This is a genomic window from Vibrio mangrovi (assembly GCF_024346955.1).
In the GTDB taxonomy this organism is placed as follows: domain Bacteria; phylum Pseudomonadota; class Gammaproteobacteria; order Enterobacterales; family Vibrionaceae; genus Vibrio; species Vibrio mangrovi.
The window spans coordinates 1,877,435-1,900,971 of the sequence record NZ_AP024883.1 but is presented as its reverse complement, the minus strand read 5'-3'; the positions used below and the strand labels follow the sequence as shown (position 1 = coordinate 1,900,971).

Sequence of the window (23,537 nt, the reverse complement as noted above, 5' to 3'; positions counted from 1 at the left end):
TCACGCCAAGGCTCCATATCCATATGATGATAGTGCTCAGTCCACCGGAAGCGCACTGGCTGGTAGAAGTTGTATTATAAAGTAGCTTGGCATGAAATTGCACCATTAGGTTATTGAGGGATATGGATGTATTTGCATCAAAGTAACATGGGTGTTAATTTTCGTTTTTATTATCAATCAGTCAGAAACAGACCCGCTTAGCTTCAAAGACAGTTTTACCGGAATTGTCAGAAAATGAGTATTATCAGAAAATAAGTGAGCCGCTCTGGGATTAATTTCTCTGCTGATGATGCAGAAATTGTATAACGATGGAAAAATTTATGGGAATTGAGCAGTACCGACTTTTAACAAAGCAAGCTGTGGCGTTGATTGGGGCTGAAACCGACTTGATCGCCAATCTGGCAAATTTATCCGCACTTCTCAATATGGAACTGACTGATATCAATTGGGTCGGGTTTTATCTGTTACGGGATGATGAATTAATTCTGGGGCCGTTTCAGGGCAAACCAGCCTGCATCCGAATTCCGGTAGGACGGGGCGTGTGCGGAACTGCAATCCAGACCTCAAGTGTACAACGTATTGATGATGTTCATCAGTTTGAAGGACATATCGCCTGCGATGCAGCCAGTCGTTCTGAACTTGTCATTCCATTTTCTGCCAATGGTCAACTGATCGGCGTTCTTGATATCGATAGTCCGATTCAGGGACGATTTTCTGAGATTGATGCACAAGGTTTGACAGAAATGATGAATCATGTAGAAAAGCTGTTTAATTCACAGACTAACGCGTCATTATTTATAGTCTGACGGTGGTTTTTCCGATTCAGAACACTATAATACCCGAACATTGATATCTTCATGTCTTACGGAATAGAACCGTAATAACCAGGAACCCACATGGAAAACACTGAAAAGTTAAAAAACAGCAAAGAAGTGATTGCATATATTGCTGAATGTTTCCCAAAATGCTTTACTCTGGAAGGTGAAGCAAAACCACTGAAAATTGGTATTTTTCAAGATCTTGTTGAACGCTTGGAAGGTGATCCGAAGGTGAGTAAGACTCAGCTTCGTGCTGCGTTGAGACAATATACTTCTTCATGGCGTTATCTGCATGGTGTGAAACCCGGCGCAGAACGAGTTGACTTAGATGGGAACCCGTGTGGTACATTAGAGCAGGAACATGTCGAGCATGCCCAGAATACGCTGGCCGAGAGCAAAGCGAAAGTTCAGGCTCGCCGTAAAGAAAAACAAAAGCAGGAAAAGAATTCTCAGCCTAAGGCCAAGAAACCGAATCCTAAGGCGAAAACTGCAAAACGAGTTCAGGAAAAAACTGTACAAGCCCGTGCTTTGAAGGTTGATGAGCTAAGTGTTGGTCGTCAGGTTAAAGTAAATATGGGTAAAGGCAACATGGCTGCGACCATTGTTGAGATCAATAAGGAAGATGTGCGCGTACAGCTTGGAAATGGCCTGCAAATGGTTGTAAAAGCGGAGCACTTGCGCGCATAAAGGAGAACCTCCTACGCATGAAATGCCGTTCAAAACTGACATTAATTGCTGCTGGCCTATGGCTGGCAGTCTCTTCTGTTCAAGCCTCAGCGCCTTCAATCAGTGAATCAGATCTTCCCGTTCTTGCTCCCGAAAAACAGCATTCGCTTGCGACGGAACGGGTTAAGAATAAATTTACCCAATCGCATTATAAGCATATCTATCTGGATGATGATTTTTCCAAAAAGATATTTCAGCGTTATCTCGGACTATTGGATTACAACCGTAATATCTTTACTCAAAAAGATATTGATGGTTTTAAACAGTGGTCGGTTGAATTGGATGATCAACTGAATTCAGGTAGCGATCAGATTGCTTTTGATGTGTATAACATCTCGGTTAAAAAACGATACGAGCGATTTAAATATGCGCTTTCGTTATTGGATCATGAGATCAAATTTGACACCGATGAATCCATCGAATTGGATCGTTCCAAGGAGGCTTGGCCTAAGAGTCAGCAGGAATTGGATGACTTATGGCGCAAGCGGGTAAAATATGACGCGTTGAATTTGAAATTAGCCGGAAAAAAATGGCCGGAAATTAAAGAAACGCTTACGAAACGCTATAACAATGCCATTAAACGTTTGACCCAGACGCATAGTGAAGATGTGTTCCAGCTGTATATGAATGCATTTGCCCGTCAGATCGATCCGCATACCAGTTATCTTTCTCCCCGTAGTGCAGAGCAGTTTAAGTCTGAAATGAATCTGTCACTGGAAGGTATTGGTGCGGTGTTACAATTGACGGATGACTATACGGTTATTCGTTCATTGGTTGCCGGCGGGCCTGCCGATAAGAGTAATAAGCTTGCCGAAGGTGATCGGATTATCGGTGTTGGTCAGGAAGGTAAAGATATCGTTGATGTGATTGGATGGCGTCTGGATGATGTCGTGCAGTTGATCAAGGGACCGAAAGGCACGATTGTTAAACTGCAGGTGCTTCCTGAAGGCAAAAACGCTAAGAGTTACGTTGTCACTATTACCCGTGATAAGATTCGTCTGGAAGACCGGGCGGTGAAATCAAAAGTAATTGAACGGGATGGTAAAAAAATTGGTGTACTTGAGGTTCCCAGTTTTTATGTCGGCCTTTCCCGGGATACCGATAAGTTGCTGAGTGAATTCAAACAGCAGCATATCGATGGTGTAATTGTTGATCTGCGAAATAATGGTGGCGGTGCATTGACCGAAGCAACAGGATTGACTGGTCTGTTTATTCAGAAAGGTCCGGTTGTGCAGGTTCGTGATAGCCGGGGACGGGTAAATATTAACAGTGATACTGATGACAAGAGCAGCTATGATGGTCCGTTAACTGTCTTGATTAACCGTTACAGTGCTTCAGCTTCTGAAATATTTGCCGCGGCCATGCAGGATTATGATCGGGCGGTTATTCTGGGTGAGAATTCCTATGGTAAAGGAACTGTTCAGCAACACTATTCGCTGAATGGTATCTATGATTTATTCAGTGAGCCATTGGGATATATTCAGTACACGATTCAGAAATTCTATCGTATCAATGGTGGCAGTACGCAGGATAAGGGCGTTGCTCCTGACATTGCGTTTCCGACGGCGGTTGACCCGAGTGAAACCGGAGAAAGTGTTGAAGATAATGCTTTACCCTGGGACAGCATCGGTAAAGCTGAATACAGCAAAGTTCATCATTATAAAAAGTTGATCCAGATGCTGCAAAAGCGCCATGAAAAGCGGATCGCAAAAGATATGGAATTTCAGTTTATTGCGGAAGATATTGCCAAATATAAGCAAGAGAAAGATGATAATTTACTTTCTCTGAATGAAGCAGTCAGACACCGTGAAGCTGATGCCGCAGATGCACTGACGCTGAAACGGATTAATCTGCGTCAGAAAAGTGAAGGGCATAAACCTTACACTAAACTGGAAGATGTACCGAAAGACTATGTGGCACCAGATGCTTATCTGGATGAGGCCGTTGCGATTACGGTGGATATGGTCTACCTGGGTTCTTCTTAAGCATATCTGATGGATATTTGATTGAAAACGCGCTGAAAGGCGCGTTTTTCTTTTGTGTTTTCAAACATTTCTTCCCGAAAATCTGATGTTCCCCCGACAAGTCATGACTTAATCATGGAATTGTTCGCTTTATCAGTATATGGAACCTAAGCTTAAAGAAAAAAGTGGGGAGTTTTGTCTGATGATGAGAAATATGAAATGGTATGTTGCTGTTTTTTGCCTTGTTTGTTCGGGAACAGTGCTCAGTAGTACATTATTCAGTAGTAGTAATAAGAACGACCTTACTCAGTTTGATTTTCCCTTTCTGCTTGGTGACTGGTATCTGGTGAATGCCGATCCGGAAGACTCGTCTCAGGACTTCACTTCGATACATCTGACACTCAGTTCCAGTTACACTTTTGCGGTTCAGATTGAAAAACGTGATAGTTCGGTTGAATACTGGGAAGGTGGTTATGCTGCCAATCAGGATACATTGACGCTGGGAGTTAAGAGTGTCACGCCGCAAGTCTATTCCTATGTCAGCACCCACAACCGGCTGATGCTTAACGGTGTGACTTTCTTCAAAGCATTATCCCGGTCACTGGTTGGTTACTGGCAGAGTCAGAGTCTGTCCGGTTCGGAACTGGATGAAGTCGGAGTGACACAGATTCAGCTTGTACTGCAACCTGATTTCTTATTTTTTATTCGTTCCAGTGATGACCGGGGACATGAAGTGGTTCATAACGGTGTTTACTATACGGAAAATGATCATCTGGTTTTATTATACGAACAGGGAGAACACGATACCCGTTTTCATATCAATTCTGATCAACTGACCCTGAATTTTGAAAACGGAGCCATGGTTGCTGTTTTGAATCGGGTCCAGTGAATGTTGTTTTCAGATCTGATGAGGAGTGTTTATTTGTGGAAACAGTTGAATAACGAGATAATCTCACGTCAGTCATTGAGAATTGCATAAGAATCGCCTAGAGTAGCTCTATCTATAGGAACGGAGGACGTTCCGTGTCTGAAGAAAACCGTACACTTGCTGGTATGATGCCGGTGTGCGGTTTTGTATCGTTAACTCAAAAGGATTCAAGATGGCAAGTACGCTTCAAGCCAAATATCGTAAAGATTATCAGTCGCCTTCTCATACGATTACCGATATTAATCTCACCTTTGATCTTCATGAAAGCCAAACCCGGGTTGTTGCCATTTCTCAGGTAAAACAGTTACAGCAGACAAATCAGCTGATTTTAGATGGGGAGAATATGGAGTTGGTGAGTGTTCAGGTGAACCAGCAACCATGGAGCCATTATCAGGTTGTGGATACGACTCTTGAACTGAATGATCTTCCTGCTGAATTTGAGCTACAAATTGAAACACTGATTAATCCGGCAGAGAATACTGCTCTGGAAGGGCTGTATCTGTCTGATGGGGCATTCTGTACACAATGTGAAGCAGAAGGGTTCCGCCGGATCACCTATTATCTGGATCGACCGGATGTTCTGGCTCGTTATACAACGACAATTATTGCACCACAAAATTATCCTTATCTCCTCAGCAACGGCAACAAAGTTGAAGAAGGTGTAACTGAAGATGGAAAATCCTGGGTACGTTGGGAAGACCCACATCCGAAACCGTCTTATCTGTTTGCATTGGTTGCCGGTGATTTCGATGTTCTTCGGGATAGCTACCAGACTGTTTCCGGACGTAATGTTGCGTTAGAAATATTCGTTGATAAAGGTAATCTGGATCGTGCACACCATGCAATGCGCTCTTTGATTAATGCAATGAAATGGGATGAACAGCGATTCGGGCTGGAATACGACCTGGATATCTATATGGTGGTGGCCGTTGACTTCTTTAATATGGGAGCTATGGAAAATAAAGGGTTAAATGTTTTTAACTCCAAGTTTGTTCTGGCCAATGACCAGACCGCTACAGACAATGACTATCTGGGAATTGAAGCTGTTATCGGTCATGAATATTTTCATAACTGGACCGGGAATCGTGTAACCTGCCGGGACTGGTTCCAACTGAGTCTGAAAGAAGGGTTGACTGTTTTTCGTGATCAGGAATTTTCTTCGGATCTGGGGTCCAGAGCTGTAAACCGGATTCATAATGTCCGGATTATTCGTGGGCCACAATTTGCCGAAGACGCATCACCGATGTCACATCCGATTCGTCCTGAAAAAGTTATTGAGATGAATAACTTCTATACTCTGACCGTATATGAAAAAGGGAGTGAAGTGATTCGTATGATTCATACTTTACTGGGAGAAAGTAACTTTCAGAAAGGGATGAAGCTTTATTTCGAACGCCATGACGGTACGGCAGCCACATGCGAAGATTTTGTTTCGGCAATGGAAGATGCTTCCGGTGTCGATTTGAAACAGTTCCGCTTATGGTACAGCCAGTCTGGTACTCCTGAACTGCGGGTCAGTAGTGTTTATCATGAAGCAGATAAGACATTTACTTTATCAGTCAGACAACACACGGCATCAACCGCAGATCAAAAAGAAAAGCAGGCACTTCATATTCCTTTAGGTATAGAAATTTATGACCAACAGGGAAATATCATTGAGTTACAGTGTAACGGAAAGGCTGTCTCTGATGTTCTGGATATCACTGAAACCGAGCAGTCGTTTGTATTTGAATCGGTCACAAGTCAGCCGATTGTCTCCTTGCTTAGAGATTTCTCTGCACCGGTTAAACTCGTTTATGATTACCGTGACGAAGAACTGGCATTTTTGATGGTGCATGCGAAAAATGAATTTGCCCGTTGGGATGCCGGACAAATGTTGATCGGGAAATATATTCGTTCAAATATTGAGCGGGTACAACAGGAACAGTCAGTTGAACTGCCGGAGTCTGTTATTGATGCATTCCGGGGTGTATTGCTTGATCCATCTCTGGAACATGCATTTATTGCAGAAATGCTGGCATTACCAAACCATAATGAAGTGTCAGGCTGGTTTGATTCTGTTGATGTTGACGCAATTGAGTCAGTTCTTCACTCAATCAAAATCTCTTTAGGTCAGGAATTACAGGATGAGTTTTCGGCACTTTATCACTCGCTGAAGCAGGATGAATATACTATTGAGCATCCGGCGATTGGTCAGCGTTCTTTAAGAAATACCTGTTTATCTTATTTGGCTTTGACGGAACAAGGGGAATCTCTGGTTCAGGCTCAATATCAGAATGCAAATAATATGACGGATACGATGGCAGCGATGTCGGCAGCGAATCAAGCCGAGTTGACTTGCCGTGAAACGTTGATGGATGACTATAGTGCTAAGTGGAAACATGATGGACTGGTTATGGATAAATGGTTTGCACTACAGGGAACCAACCCGGCGAAAGATACGTTGACCGTGATTCAGAATGCTATGAATCATGAAGCCTTCACGCTGAAAAATCCAAATCGTATCCGGAGTCTGATTGGTTCATTTTTGAATCAGAACCCAGCCCGGTTCCATGATAAATCTGGTGCAGGTTACCGTTTTGCCGGTGAAATTTTACAGAAATTAAATGCTACCAATCCTCAGGTTGCTTCACGTTTGGTTGATCCGTTGCTGAAATATAAACGTTATGATGAAACGCGCCAGAAATTAATGAAGCAAGAGTTAGAAGCTTTACTTAATATGGATGATCTGGCAAAAGATCTATATGAAAAAGTGACCAAAGCACTGGAAGCTTAATCGTATCGTTTGCTTAAGATAAGGAAAGACCGTGGCAGGTATTGCCACGGTTGTTTTACGCCGATGAAGTATTTTTATTTTTCCATTCATATTCCTTATCAGGAATATCTTGCTCACTATTCCGGCTCGGCAAGTCACATTGTGGTCAGAACGGACAATGGTCTAACCCTTCAACTTCCTGCGACTCACTTCCGTCCATATCTGACCCAGTTCGGGTTGAAAGGTCGGTTTCGTCTGACGACAGATGAACAGCATAAATTCCAGAGACTCGAATTAATTTGACATTAACGCAACACATTTTCTCTTTTGTGATGCAAATTAGTTAATTTTTATCAAAATTAATTCACAATTCAGTTGTTTCTTTTACGGAACTATTATGCTTAACGCATAAACTAATAAAAATAACGAGTAATCCAGTAATAGATGAGGTTTCTATGGGTTCACGCGACACATTACAGCCAGTTTTAGTCGAGAAAGTATTCCAACTGATCCAAACGAAGTTAGATTCCGAGCAGCATACTGTCGTCAAGCAACTTGCGCAGCATCTTTTCAATAACATTTCACAGGACGACCTGATTAATCGGACGGAGTCTGATTTGTACGGTGCCGTGATTAGTCTTTGGCATCATTTAAACGAAGCGAAGATTACGGAACAATCTGTGAAAGTCTTTAATCCGGTTGTCAGCAAACATGGATGGCAGTCAACCCATACTATTATTGAAGTCGTTGTTCCCGATACACCATTTTTAGTTGATTCCATCAAGATGGTTTTGAGCCGTCTGGATCTTGCCTGTCATTTAATGCTTCATGGCCCGGCCCCGATACAACGTGATAATAATGATAAAATTCTCAGTATTGGTCAGGGTGAGGGTGAACTACATTCGATGTTCCATATCGAAGTCGATCGCCTGACCGATAGTCAGAAAATAAAACACCTGCACGATGAAATTATCCGGGTTATTGCCGATACTTCTCTGGTCGTCAGAGACTGGACGCCGATGGTTAAACAACTCAACCATGTTATTCAGCAACTGGAAAAACAGAAAAAGCAGATACCGATCGATGCTGAACGTTTTTCAGAAACCATTGAGTTTTTGCGGTGGTTAGCGAACCATAATTTTACCTTTATGGGATATAAAGAATATGATCTGATCGATACGGTGGAAGGTGGGGAGCTGCGTCCTACAGATGACGCAGGACTTGGACTTTTCTCTGATCCGGCTCGGGTTCGAGGGGTGAAGCTCTCTGATTTTTCAGATTCAGCCCGGCTGGAAGCAACCAAACCATTTCTGTTGATCCTGACGAAGGGAAATGGACAGTCCCGGATCCACCGTCCGGCTTATACCGACTATGTCGGGATCAAGAAATTCGATAAGAATGGCAAAGTTATCGGGGAACATCGTTTCACCGGCTTATATACTTCAGCCGTATATAATCAGACGATTGGCAGTATTCCGCTGATCCGGGAAAAAGCCGGGCGGATCCTTGCTGCCAGCGGCTACCGGGAAGGAGCATACTCTTATAAAGCCCTGCATAATATTCTTGAGAATTATCCACGGGATGAACTGCTTCAGGCAAGTGAAGAAGAGTTACTGGAAGTCGGGATGGGCGTCGTACAGATGCAGGATCGGGATCTGTTACGTCTGTTTGTCCGTAAAGATCCTTTCGGACGTTTTTTCAGCTGTATGGTTTATGTCTCAAGGGATCGTCATACGACTGAGCTACGGAAGAAAACACAAGCCGTGCTCGCCGACTATTTTGAATCGAAACAACCGGTTGATTACACAGTTTATTTCTCAGAGAGTCCTTTAGCCCGTACGCACTATATTGTGCGGGTCGATAACAACAATATGGATATTGATGTGAAAAAAATAGAGCAGAATCTGATGGAAGCTTCAACCAGCTGGGATGACCGGTTATCTGAAGCGATTGTGGCCAACTTGGGTGAAAGTAAAGGATTACCACTCTCGAAAGAGTATATGCGGGCTTTCCCTCGCTCCTATAAAGAAGCCATGATGCCGGGCACTGCTGTTGCGGATATCGAACGGCTGGAATCTCTGAGTGAAGATCATAAACTGGGAATGCTGTTTTATCGTCCACAGGAGGAAGATAGCAGTTCTAAAGTCGTCAAACTAAAACTCTATCACCGGGATGAACCGATTCATCTGTCCGACGTTATGCCAATGCTTGAAAATCTGGGGCTCCGGGTCATTGGCGAATCTCCTTATGAAGTTGATAAAACCAATGGACAGACCTATTGGATACTTGATTTCTCGATGTTGCATAAGACGGAAATGGCGATCGATATCCGGGAGTCAAGGGATCGTTTCCAGCAGGCTTTTGCTGCGATCTGGCGGGGTGAACTGGATAATGATGGATTTAACCGGCTGGTACTGAGTGCTTCCCTGACGGGAAGAGAAGTCTCTATCCTGAGATCTTATGCCCGTTATATGCGGCAGGTCGGTTTCCCATTCAGTCAACAGTATATTGAAGATACACTCAACCATTATCCGCAACTGGCAAAAGGCTTGGTTGAACTATTTGCTGAACGTTTCAATCCTGCTCTTGATGAACAGAAGAGAGAGCGGACATTTGAAAAACAGGTTAATGATATTTCTGCCCAGCTTGAAGACGTTGAAAGTCTGGATGATGACCGGATTCTGCGTCGATACATGGAAATGATTCAGGCAACATTGCGCACGAACTATTTCCAGACCGATGCTCATGGGCAGCCAAAGCCCTGGTTGTCGATGAAACTTAGTCCCCGTGATATTCCTGATATTCCGGCTCCGGTTCCGGCTTATGAAATATTTGTTTATGCACCGGATATTGAAGGTGTGCATCTGCGTGGCGGTAAAGTTGCCCGGGGTGGATTACGCTGGTCAGACCGACAAGAAGATTTCCGTACCGAGATCCTGGGATTAGTGAAAGCCCAGCAGGTTAAAAATACGGTGATTGTTCCGGTTGGTGCGAAAGGTGGTTTCATCTGTAAGAAACAGTATCTGTTCAGTAACCGCGATGAAATTTTTGCTGAAGGGCAACGTTGTTACCGCCAGTTTATTCAGGGATTGCTGGATATTACAGACAACATTAAAGAAGGCGAAGTTATTCCACCGGTTGATGTCGTCCGACACGATCCGGATGACCCGTACTTAGTTGTTGCCGCAGACAAAGGAACTGCAACATTTTCAGATATTGCAAACTCGGTTTCTGAAGCTTACGGTTTCTGGCTGGGGGATGCATTTGCATCCGGTGGTTCTAATGGTTATGATCATAAAGCCATGGGGATTACAGCAAAAGGCGGATGGGAGTCGGTTAAACGTCATTTCCGGGAATTAGGAATCGATTGTCAGACTTCCGAATTTACTGCGGTCGGAATTGGTGATATGGCCGGGGATGTGTTCGGTAATGGTATGTTGTTATCACAGCATACACGTTTACTGGCAGCCTTTAACCACTTACATATCTTTCTGGATCCGGATCCGGATACAGAGAAAAGCTGGCAGGAGAGGGATCGTTTATTCAAACTACCAAGATCCTCATGGGAAGATTATGATCAGAAACTGATCTCTAAAGGTGGTGGGATCTTCTCCAGAAAGGCCAAGTCCATAACTCTTTCTTCAGAAGTCAGAGCAATGCTGCAAACCGATCAAAAACGGATGGCGCCGAATGATCTGATTCGTCTGATCCTGAAAATGGATGTTGATCTATTGTGGAATGGCGGGATCGGAACTTATGTGAAAGCCGCTCAGGAAACGGATGCTGATGTCGGTGATCGTGCCAACGATGCTGTAAGGATCAATGGTATCGACTTGCAGGCGAAAATTGTCGGTGAGGGCGGTAATCTGGGGATGACGCAACTGGGACGGATCGAATACGCTCTCAAGGGCGGTCGGGTAAATACCGACTTTGTGGATAATGTCGGTGGGGTTGACTGCTCTGACAATGAGGTCAATATCAAGATCTTCCTGAATACTCTGGTTGCTCACGGTGAATTGACGGTGAAAAAACGTAACCAGTTGCTGCAATCGATGCAGGATGAAGTCGGGGATATTGTTCTTGCTGATGCTTATCAGCAGGCTGAATCGATCTCTGTGACTGAAGTTCAGGGAGTTTCACTGGTCAAAGAGCAGATTCGCTTCATTCATACACTGGAGAAAAGTGGTTCACTGGATCGTGGGCTGGAATATCTGCCTGACGATGAAACACTTCTGGAGCGGGAAAAGCGGGAAGTCGGTCTGACCCGTCCGGAACTTTCTGTACTGATTGCTTACGGTAAAATGGTCTTGAAAGAGCAGTTGGCGGATGACCGAATCGCAAATGATAGTTACCATGCCGAGCAGCTGATTCAGTATTTCCCTTCTGAGTTACGCCGTAACTATACAGAGTTACTTCCAACGCATCCGCTGCGTAGTGAAATCATTGCGACAGCGCTTGCGAATCAGATGGTCAATGAAATGGGATGTAACTTTGTCTCCCGTTTGCAGGAAGAAACAGGTGCCGGTGTTGTCGAAATTACCAATGCCTATTGTGCAGCCCGGGATATTTATAATCTCGATCAGATTATGGAAAAAGTGCGTCTGTTGGATAATCAGGCCACAACCATGGCACAGTATGAAGTGCTGGGATTTGTCCGGCGGATTTTAAGACGTTTGTCCCGGTGGATTCTCCGCAATCATATGGGGAAAAAATCAGTCAATGAACTGATTGATCTCTATAAAGATGATGTTCAGCAGATAGCTCTTCATCTGAATGAAGTACTGGTCGGCAGAGAAGTCAGCGATCATGATGCTCTGGCTAGCCGTTGGATCGGACAGGGTATTGATGAAGATGTTGCTCATTACGTTTCCCGCTTGTCCAGTCTGAATTCGGCACTGGATATTTGTATCGTGGCGAAAGAGAAAGGGATTACAGTTCAGCAGACAGCCAAACTTTATTTCCATTTGGGGGTTCGTTTGTCACTCCACTGGTTCTTGCAGCAAATCAATCATCAGGCTGTGGATAACAACTGGCAGGCACTGGCCCGTGCGGCATTCCGGGAAGATCTGGACTGGCAGCAACGTCAGTTGACATCTCAGGTACTTTCCTGCGGTTGTCTGGGAGAATCGTTTGATGAAATTCAGTTGTTGGATCAGTGGATCGAAGGTAACAATACAGCCTTGCAACGGTGGGAGAATATCCTGAATGAATTTAAAGTGGGAGCTGTCCATGAATTCGCTAAATTCTCCGTGGCACTCAGGGAACTTGCATTATTAAATTTGAATTGTTCGGCAAATGAGTAAATAATAAGGCCCCGTTTGTACGGGGCTTTTTTTCTTTCGGAGGCACAATGCTTTACCGTATCGCCAGAAGTGGCTTTTTCCAACTGGATGCCGAAAAGGCACATGATCTCGCAATTCAGAACTTTAAACGTTTCACAGGGACACCGCTCGATCTTCTTTATCGCCAGCATTTACCGAATCGTCCGGTAGAATGCATGGGGCTTGTTTTCAAGAACCCGGTCGGTCTGGCTGCCGGACTGGATAAAAATGGAGAATGCATTGATGCATTCGGTGCAATGGGATTTGGCTTCGTTGAGGTCGGTACGGTAACACCAAGGCCACAACCCGGTAATGATAAACCCAGACTGTTCCGGCTGGTGGAAGCTGAAGGGATCATTAATCGCATGGGTTTTAACAACCAGGGTGTTGATCAATTGATCGAGAATGTCAAAAAGGCTAACTACGATGGTATTCTGGGGATCAATATTGGTAAAAATAAAGATACGCCGATTGAGAAAGGATCCGATGACTATTTGATCTGTATGGAGAAAGTATATCCGTATGCCGGATATATTGCCGTGAATATTTCGTCTCCTAATACACCGGGATTACGTTCGTTGCAGTATGGGGAAGCCCTGGATGAGCTGTTAAGCTTGCTGAAAGCAAAACAGTCCGAGTTAGCAAAGCAGCATGATAAGTATGTTCCGTTGGCATTGAAAATTGCTCCCGATTTAAGCGATGAAGAGTTGGAACAAATTTGTCAGTCGTTGCTTCGGAACAAAATCGACGGAGTGATCGCGACTAATACCACTTTGGATCGTTCTGTTGTGATGGGAATGAAACATGCAAATGAAACCGGGGGATTGAGTGGGCGTCCTCTGCAATTGAGAAGTACCGAAGTGATCCGCAAGCTCTATCAGGAACTTGGTGAGCAGATTCCGATTATTGGGGTCGGTGGAATCGACTCTTATGTTGCAGCGAAGGAAAAACTACTGGCTGGTGCTAAATTGGTGCAGGTTTATTCAGGTTTTATTTACCATGGTCCTGGTCTAGTAAAAGATATTGTGAAAAACCTATAGTTATCCCGCATGATTTGCCTGATTTGGTGCAAATCAGCCTGAAATTATTCAGAGGAAATGAGAATTCATTTCCTCTTTTTTTTTCTCTTTTCACTTTTAGAATGGATATTGAATCGTTGGTAAAGCTGTTCTGTGGAGAGCGCTGATGCCACTGAATGATACGCATGAAAAGAGTTGTAATATGCTTAAACCGAGTGACAAATGGAACTGGTATTTCTGTGACAGAGAAGGCCACTTAATGCTTGATTTGGGAAATGAGATGGTTTTTAAAACCCTTCTGCCCAAAAAGCTACTTGTTGCTTGTGCATTTACTTCTGGTCAGTTTACTGTCGATGACGCGAGTGATTATCAAACTTTCAAAGAGAGTGTTGAGTATCTGGACTTGTCAGAACCGAGAAAAGTTGAACTGATTTTAAATTGTGTCGCGGCGAAAAGGTTTCATAAACCGGTTCAGCCGAAAAGCTGGTTCTTTGATATTCAGAATACTGAGACAGTCCCACATGCGGGAGAGATAGTCCAGTTGAAGAACCGGATGAACGCCGGTCGTTTTATTGTCCTGGAAGTGGGTGAGAATGCAAGCTTATGTGCAAGTATTGAGCTTGAAGCATTTACACTCGCTCCCGGTAAAGAACTCATGTATGGTCAGGCTATCAAAGTGATGCATGATCGTATGGAGTACGTGAACCTTGGTTCACAACCTGTAGCCTTAGTTGGCTAGTGATTTCCATTCGTATTTTGTTCCTTTTTTATTTCCCATCGGCTGCAAAGCCGATTTTTTTTGTCTGTTGAAACCCCAGCACTCGTTTTCATCTCATGATATCGACAATCTCAACTGTGAGATTCATCCATAAATTTCGATAAATTTATCATCAATACAGCGGTTATAACCTCAGCAATAATGACTTTTTTCAGTCAATAGTTCCTCTTTTGGCCTGTTTTTGTAACTAATTTACAATGTAAATAAGGCTCTGGTCTAGACCAAATTTAATGTGAATAAATACTCACTTACCGGGAAGGTGCTGTTATGGCAGCAATAAAGAGAATGAGTATTTTCAGAGGAGAAAAAGAAAAATTCCGTGGTTTGATTTACCCAAACAGATGAATGTCAGGTATAATTGCGGGCCAATTTTCAGAGTAAAGACCATCGATGCATCAGTATTTAGCCACTACTTCAATCGGACTTGAGAATTTATTAGCAGAGGAGTTGAACCGTTTAGGTGTTAACGACTCTCAGATTGTTCAGGCCGGTGTCCGATTCCGCGCCTCCAATGAGCTTATTTATCGTTGTTGCCTCTGGAGCAGAATTGCTTCACGTTTCATTCGGGTTATCTCTGAGTTCACTTGTCAGGATGACATGGATCTTTATCTTTCAGCATCTGCTGTTCGGTGGAGTGATTATTTACAGGCAACAGGAACGTTGATTGTTGATTTTAATGGAACGAACCGTTCTATCCGTAACAGTCAATATGGTGCAGTCAAAGTTAAAGATGCAATTGTTGATCATTTTACGAAGAAGAATTTACCTCGTCCGACGATCAGCAAAGATCGTCCGGATCTTCGGGTTCATGTTCGTCTGAATAAAGAAAAAGCAATACTGGGAATCGACATGGTTGGTGGCAGTCTGCATGTTCGGGGATATAGAACTGAAGCTGGCGCGGCACCTCTGAGAGAGACACTGGCTGCTGCGATGATTATGCGTAGCGGGTGGGGCGGAGAAACTGCTTTAATGGATCCTATGTGTGGTTCCGGTACCGTGGTCATTGAAGCTGCAATGATTGCTGCGGGGATTGCTCCGGGCATTAAACGTTCCCGCTGGGGGTTTGAATCTTTACCTGACTATGATCCGGAACTGTGGACACAAGTTAAAACTCAGGCAAGTGTCCAGTCGAAAAAAGGTCTTAAACAGATTTCTGTTCCTATTTACGGCTATGATTACGATGCGAAGATGCTGACTCTGGCAAAAGAAAATGCTCGTCGTGCCGGCGTCAGTGAGCTGATCGATTTTCAGCAGATGGATGCAACAAAGTTACAGCGTCCCGAATCGTTTCAGGGTGGATTGATTATTTCAAATCCACCTTATGGGGAACGCTTAGGGACTGAACCGGGTTTGATTGCACTGTATGCTTCCTTAGGCGCTCAACTTAAATCTGAATTTGGCGGATGCCAGGCAATGTTTCTTTCCAGCTCAGATGAATTGTTAAGTTGTCTGCGAATGCGGGCCGACAAGCAGTTCAAAATGAGGAATGGTTCGTTACCTTGTCACTTAAAACTCTACTCTATTGCTGAACGTGATGCTGCTCAGATTCAGTCTGCAGCTCAGGAGGTCGCAGCTGACTTTGCCAACCGCCTGCGCAAAAATATCGCAAAAATCACTCCATGGGCGAAACGTGAACAGCTTGATTCCTACCGTGTTTATGATGCAGATCTTCCTGATTACAATGCTGCAATTGATGTATATGGCCATCATGTGGTTATTCAGGAATATGCCGCGCCGAAGTCAATTGCTCCTGAAAAAGCCAAACGGCGTTTGACGGATATGATTCGTGCGACAACTCAGGTGATGGATGTCGATGCCAACCATGTTGTGCTGAAGGTTCGGGAAAAACAGAAAGGGCATGCTCAGTACCAGAAAATGTCCACTAAAGCAAAAACAACACAAGTACATGAGTATGGTGCCCGGTTCATTGTCAATCTATATGACTATCTGGATACCGGTCTGTTCCTTGATCACCGGCTGACTCGTCGTCGCTTAGGAGAAATGGCAAAAGGGAAAGATTTTCTTAACCTGTTTGCTTATACCGGAACAGCAACTGTGCATGCGGCGCTGGGCGGTGCAAAATCGACTACCACTATTGATATGTCGAAAACTTATCTGGACTGGGCGAAAGAAAACATGACCCTCAATGGCCAGAAGGGACGCCAACACCGATACGAGCAGGCAGATTGTCTACAGTGGCTTGAGCAGGCAAAAGGTCAGTATGATTTGATTTTCATTGATCCGCCGACGTTTTCAAACTCGAAGCGAATGACGGGTACGTTTGATGTTCAACGGGATCATATCCACTTAATGCAGCATTTGAAACGTATTCTGCGCAAAGATGGCGTGATTGTTTTCTCCAATAATAAGCGCCAGTTTAAGATGGATATGGAAGCGATGGCTCAGTTGCAACTCTCTGCGGAAAATATCTCATCACAGACGTTACCTTTAGATTTTAAGCGCAATCAGCAGATCCATAATTGTTGGCTCATCCGTCATTGCGAAGTCCCGTCGGAATAACTGATTTTGCTTATTCTCTACGGCACACAGTATTGTCATCTTTGTGAGCAGGCTTTTGCTTTGGCTGTTGAAGCAGGTGTTGCGGAGTTGGTACAACAGATTGATATTGCTGGTGATAAAACATTATATGATCGTTACGGTGTCACGATTCCGGTCTTCAGATTTCAGGATCAGGAATTGAACTGGCCGTTCTCACTCACAGAATTAAAGATTTGGTTAGAAGCTCATGGCATTAATAAGTATTCATAGCGGATATTTAGCGTTTGGTGATCATCCGTTACTGGATCACATTGATTTTTCTCTGCAAGAAAATGAACGTGTCTGTCTGGTTGGCAGAAATGGCACCGGTAAGTCAACCTTGATGAAGGTTCTCGATGGAGAAATTCATCTGGATGATGGAAAGATGACGGTGACTCAGGATGTAGTTGTATCGCGTCTGGAGCAGGATCCTCCCAGAGATCAGGAAGGAACAGTATTTGAGTACGTTGCTGATGGTCTTGCTGATGTCGGAAAACATTTACAACTTTATCAAGAATTGCTGGAGAAAGTAGAAAGTGATCCGAGTGAACAGAATATTTCCCGGCTGGCACAGGTTCAGGAGAAACTGGACCACAGTGATGCGTGGCGTTTTGATGATCGGATTAAAAACGTACTGGCGTCACTGAATCTGGATGGACATACTCTGTTGACTGATTTGTCCGGAGGATGGCAGCGTAAAGCTGCACTGGCTCGGGCTCTTGTCTGTGATCCGGATGTATTGCTGCTTGATGAACCAACGAACCATCTGGATGTTACAACGATTGAGTGGCTGGAGAGTTTTCTGAAAGATTTCAAAGGATCGATCATCTTCATTTCTCATGACCGTAGTTTCATTCAGTCTATGGCTACGAGGATTGTGGATCTTGATCGGGGAAAACTTGTTTCATTCCCAGCTAGTTATGACCAGTATCTGACGGAAAAAGAAGAAGTTTTACGGGTAGAAGAACTGCAAAATGCAGAATTCGATAAGAAACTGGCTCAGGAAGAAGTCTGGATACGTCAGGGCATTAAAGCCCGCAGAACCCGGAATGAAGGGCGGGTGAGAGCACTGAAAAAGCTTCGTCAGGAGCGGAGTGAACGACGAGATGTACAGGGGAAAGTAAACCTGCAACTTGATGATACAGTTCGTTCCGGAAAGATTGTATTTGAGGCAGAAAATCTTTGTTACGAAATTGATGGTCAGTGTATTATTGATAAGTTTAGTTTTAATGTAATGCGTGGCGATCGGATTGCGTTGATTGGTCCGAATGGTTGCGGTAAGAGCACACTGTTGAAATTGTTATTGGGACAACTTCAGCCGACGGGTGGTCGTTTACATTGTGGGACAAAACTGGAAGTTGCCTATTTTGATCAGTATCGGGAAAAGCTGGATCCGGAAAAAACTGTGATGGACAATCTGGCTGACGGGAAGCAGGAAGTGATGGTTGGCGGCCGCCAGCGTCATGCTCTAAGTTACCTGCAAGATTTTCTTTTTTCTCCGAAGCGGGCAAGAACGCCGGTTAAAGCACTGTCTGGTGGTGAAAAAAATCGTTTGTTGCTGGCTCGGATCTTTCTTCGTCCCAACAACCTTTTGGTGCTGGATGAACCGACAAATGATTTAGATATCGAAACTCTGGAACTTTTGGAAGATTTACTTGCCAATTATCAGGGTACATTGCTTTTAGTCAGCCATGATCGTCATTTTGTCGATAACACAGTGACCACGAGCTGGATTTTTGAAGGTAATGGCCGAATTGAAGAATTTGTTGGTGGGTATCATGATGCTCAACAACAGCGGCGGCAAGTATTAGAAACGAGAAAAGAGGCTATCGGGAGTAAAACTTCGGATTCGGAAATTTCTCCGGATAAGGCAGCATCATCGACTAAAACGAATACTCCGGCTAAAACTAATAAAGGTAAAAAGTTATCCTATAAGCAGCAGCGTGAACTGGAATCACTTCCGGAAAGGCTTGAGACTCTGGAACAAGAGATAGGTAGCCTTCAGGAGAAGGTTAACAGTGCAGACTTTTTTACGCAGAGCGTGGAACAGACTCAACCCATTCTGGATCGGTTAACTGCGGCAGAAGCAGAGCTTGAGCTGGCATTTGAACGATGGGAAGAGCTTGAAGCATTACAACAGGACAGTAAATTATAATGATACAAACAAATACGAAGATAACGTTATTAGCCCTATCTATTTTGGCGGCAACCCAGGCTAATGCTGCCCTTTATAATGTGGTTGAGGTGAGTCCAACCACTTCAGGCAGCTACCAAAGTGCCTTTGGCGTCGCAATTCAACCTTCCAGTAATGATAGTAATTCTGCGACAAACTTTAACAGCTGTTTTCTTGCCGGTAGCATTGGTGGAACGTCCTGCTCAAGCTTTGCTCTTGCCGGGGAAACTCGTCTTCAGAAAACGATGGCTGGTCAGGCTGTTGATGGACTCAGTTATCGTGAAGAAGCTCCATTTGGAATGGATAATGCGTTTTCTTATGCTCAGGTACTGAGCGATTTCGAGAATTATTGTTCAAGTCAATTGCTTTATTCTACATGTGGTGCATGGGCTCAACCATTTTGGACTGAGTGGCAGCGTGAACTCACTGGCGATACAACTGTAAATGCAACTGCTTTTGTGGAAGGTGGCGTTTCTTATAACTCACCTAATACAGTAATCAATAGTCTGACAAGCAGTTTGGATGCTATCGGTATTCAGAGTTCTCTTGGCAATAATCGTACTTCTGTTAATGCGTTAGCAACTGTGACTCCTACCGGAGCATTTGATAAATTCCGAGCCTGGAAAACTGACGGTACTTATACTGTCGGCAGTGTTTCAAATAATGTTACAAACAGTTATGGTAATTATTATAGTTCAAACGCTGCCATCTGGGGGAGCAATGGTATTGCTGTAGCAATTGGTTGGGAAACCGGTGTTAATGTAAATAAAAATGAGCGTCTTGCTCAGGGAAGCATGCGTGATTTCACCGTTAACGGGAGTACGATCTACGGGGTCGGTTATAACACCTATGACAGTGATAACAACTACATGAACGCAACTGTATTTAAAGTCAATACTTCTGATTATGCCACTGCGAGTCTCTGGACTTCTACGAAAATTAATGATGCTCAAGTAGAGATTGGTGGTGACTATACATACAGTAATACGGTTTTAACCGCCGTTAACAATAATCTGATTGCCATTGGTGAGGCGAAACGGACAGGGAGCCGTCCTTCCGGTGGTTCGGCTGTGAATCGTCTGTTTGTTGTTCCTGATGTAAGTGCTGCATCGCCAGCTGTTGCATTTATTTCTGATAATATTTCATTTTCCGGTGCCGGTGGTCATGCAAATGCGATTAACAATTACAATGAAATTGTTGGTCAGATAGATACGGAATCCAGCCGGGAAAGTGGCGGTAAGCCGCGCCGTAAACGTGCTTTTATCTATCCATATAACGGAACGGGTAGTAATTCGACCAGAATGGGAATTTTCTCCAATCATGCTTGGTTGCTTGATGATCTGACCAATGACGGTAATGTGTCTTCCAACAATAATCAGTACCGCATTCTGACTGCCTCTGATATTAATGATGCCGGAGTAATTGCTGCTACAGCGATCAAATGTAGCGGAGGATATGATTCAACCGCTCATAATGCGACTTGTGGCAGCGGTGATCAGGTAGAAACAACCGTTGCCGTGAAGTTGATTCCAATTGAGAATGCAACTAATAGTGACATTAGGGCCAGAGGATATGAGTCGAGCAATATTGAGCGAAGTGGTGCAGCCTTCGGTGGTGCAGGTTTGGCACTGCTAAGTCTGCTTTTGTTCCGTCGGAGACGATGAATTTTGTCAATAATAGGATTGAGTCACAGATTTGGATTTGCGTTCATTCTGACCTTTTTTTGTGCTTGAGTCTGATTCTTAATTGAGCGATTCTTAGGGTGTGGTCATAAAAAAGCCACACTTTTGTAACAGTTGTCAGTTAATGAATCGTTAATGTATGAGGACTTTACTATGAAGAGACAAAAGCGGGATCGTCTGGGAAGAGCACAGTCTCAGGGGTATAAAGCGGGTTTAAATGGTCGTTCTGCTGAAGAGTGCCCTTATCAACAGATGGATGTTCGCTCCTATTGGATGGGCGGTTGGCGTGAAGCCAGAGATGATAAAAGTTCGGGTCTCTATAAATAACGAAACATTCCACATACAATAGTATCTCCATACAATGAGAAAATGGCCCCTGCAGCAGGGGCTTTCTTTTGAAATAACTAATGCACTATAACTAATTTTCTTATAATTAAAAAAACGGCTCGTATGTGAACCGTTTATACCAACTGAACGTTATTAGTTATTATCTGGTATCAGAAAGTTGAAGTATCCTGGAACAAACCAACTTTCAGATCTTTTGCTACATAAATTTCTTTTCCATCAACCAAAACGCGGCCATCAGCAACACCCATAACAAGTTTACGATTGACAACACGTTTCATGTTAATTTCATAAGTGACTTTTTTCGCTTCTGGCAGGATCTGACCGGTAAATTTCACTTCACCAACGCCTAAAGCTCTGCCTTTGCCTTTACCGCCGACCCAACCCAGGAAGAAACCAACCAACTGCCACATTGCGTCAAGTCCCAAACATCCAGGCATAACTGGATCTCCAGGGAAATGACAGTCAAAAAACCATAGATCCGGAGTAATATCAAGCTCTGCTAAAATCAAACCTTTACCAAAATCACCTTCTGTTTCAGACATTTTGGTTACACGATCCATCATTAACATATTGGGAGCAGGTAACTGCGGATATCCTGGTCCAAAAAGCTCACCCCTGCTTGATGCCAGAAGGTCATCACGATTATAAGATTCACGTTTATTTTGCATTAATTTATTACTCCAAATATCAACAGTCAGCATGTTAGTGAACCGATGTATGTGAAACAACTCCGATCAGTAAAAATTTAACCGGTTCATGAGTTTTTCCCAGAAATTTTCCGGATTCTCTCCACGCTCGAATAGTTCAATTCTTTCAGCTATTTTTTGAATGACACTCTCTGTATCTTTACCACGAAACGGTTTCCCCATAAGCAGTGGTATCGCCTCGTCAACGGTTGATACCGGCCAGATATGAAATTCTCCGGACTGTATACTGTTGACTAGCGTATGGTGAAGTGCCAGATTTCTTAAATTGGTTTTCGGTAATATCACTCCTTGTTTGCCGGTCAAACCCTGATGGCAGCAAACGTGATAAAAACCTTCGATTTTCTCGTTCAATCCTCCGACAGCCTGTACCCGGCCAAATTGATCCACGGCACCAGTGACAGCGATTTGCTGATCAATGGCTATATTGGATAACGCACTGACCAGCGAACAGACTTCGGCCAGAGAGGCGCTGTCTCCATCAACTTCACTATATGATTGTTCGAACACAATAGAAGCAGAATAGGGTAGAGGTGCATTTAATTCCAGTGCACTACTGACAAATGCCTGCATGATCATCATGCCTTTAGCATGGAGATTTCCTCCCAGATCAACTTTACGTTCAACATCATTGATGTCACCATCTCCAAAGTGGACGACACACGAAATCCGGGCAGGTTCTCCATAAGAAACCGGATGTCCTGCAATATCAATAACCGTTAAGCCATTGACCTGACCGATCTGTTTCCCCTGTGTTTCTATGAGTACCTGACCATTCAAAATGTCGCTGAGTGCCCGTTCAGGAAGATAGCTCTCCCGATAGTAACGTTTGTCCAGTGCAGACTGAATATGTTGAGCTTCAATGGTATCATTACCGGATTCCATCACTGCCTCTTCCAGTAATGTTCTGTGCCAGAACAGACACAATGGAATGTACTGCTGATCTTCAGTCTCGCGAACACCGGATGCCAGTAATAACCGGAGCGCATGCTCTGAAAGTGCCGGATACTGGTAAGTCTGAAGTAGCCACTTCAGATAGGCAAAATAACGGATTAGATTGTCCGGATCAACTTTCAGTTCCAGTTCAATTTCGGTGTACAGGGATAAGCCACTGCGAATATCGTCGTCAATATAATCGACAGTTGCCAACTGTTCCCGGTCTCCGGACAGTATTAATTTGATGTCGTAACGTTTAGACCATTCATACTGTAATGGCGATTTTTTATCACAGTTCAGTGCCGGAATTTCTTCACCCAACAGTACACTTTTCAGAATTGGCCAATGGTCTGCATTTTTTATCAGCCAGTTGGGCGACATGATGAGATAGCCACCATCCGCCTTATCGAGCAGGCCGGAGATTTCACTGACAAGATGCCCGTCCTGTGCTTTGATTGTGGTAAAAATGTGTTCTGTTTCAAGAGATTCACTGGTAATGACCGGTACATCTTCAGGAAGCTGTGCAGAGAGACTATTCTTGATGATATGGCGATAAACTGAGTTGTCCGGTGCATGAATGATCAGTAATCGGCTCAGGCCGCTCAGCTCGGTAAATCGACGCAAAGTCGACTGGAGCCGGGGCTGGGTTGACATAAAATCAGCGGGTTGGATGGATGGATATTGTGTTATTTGTGTGCTGTAGTCGTCAAACTGAGGCGTTACAGAGCGCCATATATCATTTGTCATTGCATATTCGAATGAATTGAAAGATGAGAGATTATATAGAAAAAGTTACCTGGAAAACAGATTCACATCTCATTCATCAATGAACTATTTGCAGTTATTC

16 protein-coding genes are annotated in these 23,537 nt (G+C 43.9%); 14 read left to right on the top strand and 2 right to left on the bottom strand.

The genetic code is table 11. The annotated features are described in order from the left end of the window. Positions 1 to 320: 320 nt before the first annotated feature. The 14 genes from OCU74_RS08525 (at position 321) to rmf (ending at position 21,029) form a co-directional block, all read left to right on the top strand. Entirely contained in the window at positions 321 to 806 is a 486-nt protein-coding gene (locus OCU74_RS08525) for a GAF domain-containing protein (protein ID WP_087479314.1), read from the top strand. Positions 807 to 896: 90 nt separating this feature from the next. Further along, positions 897 to 1,505, top strand: coding sequence for an RNA chaperone ProQ (proQ, locus tag OCU74_RS08520; RefSeq protein ID WP_087479313.1), 609 nt, complete (start codon positions 897 to 899; stop codon positions 1,503 to 1,505). Between the two features lie 17 nt (positions 1,506 to 1,522). After that, positions 1,523 to 3,529 carry a carboxy terminal-processing peptidase gene (gene prc, locus OCU74_RS08515; RefSeq protein ID WP_087479312.1) on the top strand — a complete coding sequence of 669 codons (2,007 nt, stop codon included), beginning with the start codon at positions 1,523 to 1,525 and terminating at the stop codon, positions 3,527 to 3,529. A 193-nt stretch (positions 3,530 to 3,722) separates the two neighbouring features. Next, the gene (locus OCU74_RS08510) at positions 3,723 to 4,397 is read left to right on the top strand and encodes a hypothetical protein (RefSeq protein ID WP_087480082.1); all 675 of its coding nucleotides are present in this window, start codon (positions 3,723 to 3,725) and stop codon (positions 4,395 to 4,397) included. A 211-nt stretch (positions 4,398 to 4,608) separates the two neighbouring features. Further along, a complete protein-coding gene (pepN, locus tag OCU74_RS08505; protein WP_087479311.1) occupies positions 4,609 to 7,212 on the top strand; it encodes an aminopeptidase N in 2,604 nt (867 codons plus the stop codon). A 63-nt stretch (positions 7,213 to 7,275) separates the two neighbouring features. Beyond that, positions 7,276 to 7,494, top strand: a complete 219-nt coding sequence (locus OCU74_RS08500) for a DUF2835 domain-containing protein (protein WP_087479310.1) — start codon at positions 7,276 to 7,278, stop codon at positions 7,492 to 7,494. A gap of 152 nt (positions 7,495 to 7,646) precedes the next feature. Continuing rightward, positions 7,647 to 12,494: an NAD-glutamate dehydrogenase gene (locus tag OCU74_RS08495; protein WP_087479309.1), complete on the top strand. Its 4,848-nt coding sequence runs from the start codon at positions 7,647 to 7,649 to the stop codon at positions 12,492 to 12,494. Positions 12,495 to 12,541: 47 nt separating this feature from the next. Further along, a complete protein-coding gene (pyrD, locus tag OCU74_RS08490; protein ID WP_087479308.1) occupies positions 12,542 to 13,552 on the top strand; it encodes a quinone-dependent dihydroorotate dehydrogenase in 1,011 nt (336 codons plus the stop codon). Positions 13,553 to 13,733: 181 nt separating this feature from the next. After that, positions 13,734 to 14,270, top strand: a complete 537-nt coding sequence (locus tag OCU74_RS08485) for a cell division protein ZapC (protein ID WP_087480081.1) — start codon at positions 13,734 to 13,736, stop codon at positions 14,268 to 14,270. A 429-nt stretch (positions 14,271 to 14,699) separates the two neighbouring features. Further along, on the top strand, positions 14,700 to 16,829 hold the full coding sequence (rlmKL, locus tag OCU74_RS08480) for a bifunctional 23S rRNA (guanine(2069)-N(7))-methyltransferase RlmK/23S rRNA (guanine(2445)-N(2))-methyltransferase RlmL (RefSeq protein ID WP_087479307.1): 2,130 nt from the start codon (positions 14,700 to 14,702) through the stop codon (positions 16,827 to 16,829). 6 nt (positions 16,830 to 16,835) lie between these two features. Continuing rightward, positions 16,836 to 17,078: a glutaredoxin family protein gene (locus tag OCU74_RS08475; protein ID WP_200807645.1), complete on the top strand. Its 243-nt coding sequence runs from the start codon at positions 16,836 to 16,838 to the stop codon at positions 17,076 to 17,078. Further along, positions 17,056 to 19,002: an ABC transporter ATP-binding protein gene (locus OCU74_RS08470; RefSeq protein ID WP_087479305.1), complete on the top strand. Its 1,947-nt coding sequence runs from the start codon at positions 17,056 to 17,058 to the stop codon at positions 19,000 to 19,002. Before OCU74_RS08475 ends, OCU74_RS08470 begins: the two co-directional genes overlap by 23 nt. Then, positions 19,002 to 20,684 (top strand): DUF3466 family protein, encoded by a 1,683-nt coding sequence (locus tag OCU74_RS08465; protein WP_087479304.1) that lies wholly within the window; start codon positions 19,002 to 19,004, stop codon positions 20,682 to 20,684. The genes OCU74_RS08470 and OCU74_RS08465 overlap by 1 nt, the downstream gene beginning before the upstream one ends. A 171-nt stretch (positions 20,685 to 20,855) precedes the next feature. Next, positions 20,856 to 21,029, top strand: coding sequence for a ribosome modulation factor (rmf, locus tag OCU74_RS08460; RefSeq protein WP_087480080.1), 174 nt, complete (start codon positions 20,856 to 20,858; stop codon positions 21,027 to 21,029). Positions 21,030 to 21,199: 170 nt separating this feature from the next. Here the strand turns inward: rmf and fabA are convergent, their stop codons facing one another. Both fabA and OCU74_RS08450 read right to left on the bottom strand, forming a co-directional pair. Next, complete coding sequence (fabA, locus tag OCU74_RS08455) at positions 21,200 to 21,718, bottom strand: bifunctional 3-hydroxydecanoyl-ACP dehydratase/trans-2-decenoyl-ACP isomerase (RefSeq protein WP_087480079.1); 519 nt, start codon at positions 21,716 to 21,718, stop codon at positions 21,200 to 21,202. Between the two features lie 66 nt (positions 21,719 to 21,784). Next, positions 21,785 to 23,437 carry a S16 family serine protease gene (locus OCU74_RS08450; protein ID WP_087479303.1) on the bottom strand — a complete coding sequence of 551 codons (1,653 nt, stop codon included), beginning with the start codon at positions 23,435 to 23,437 and terminating at the stop codon, positions 21,785 to 21,787. Positions 23,438 to 23,537: the final 100 nt, after the last annotated feature.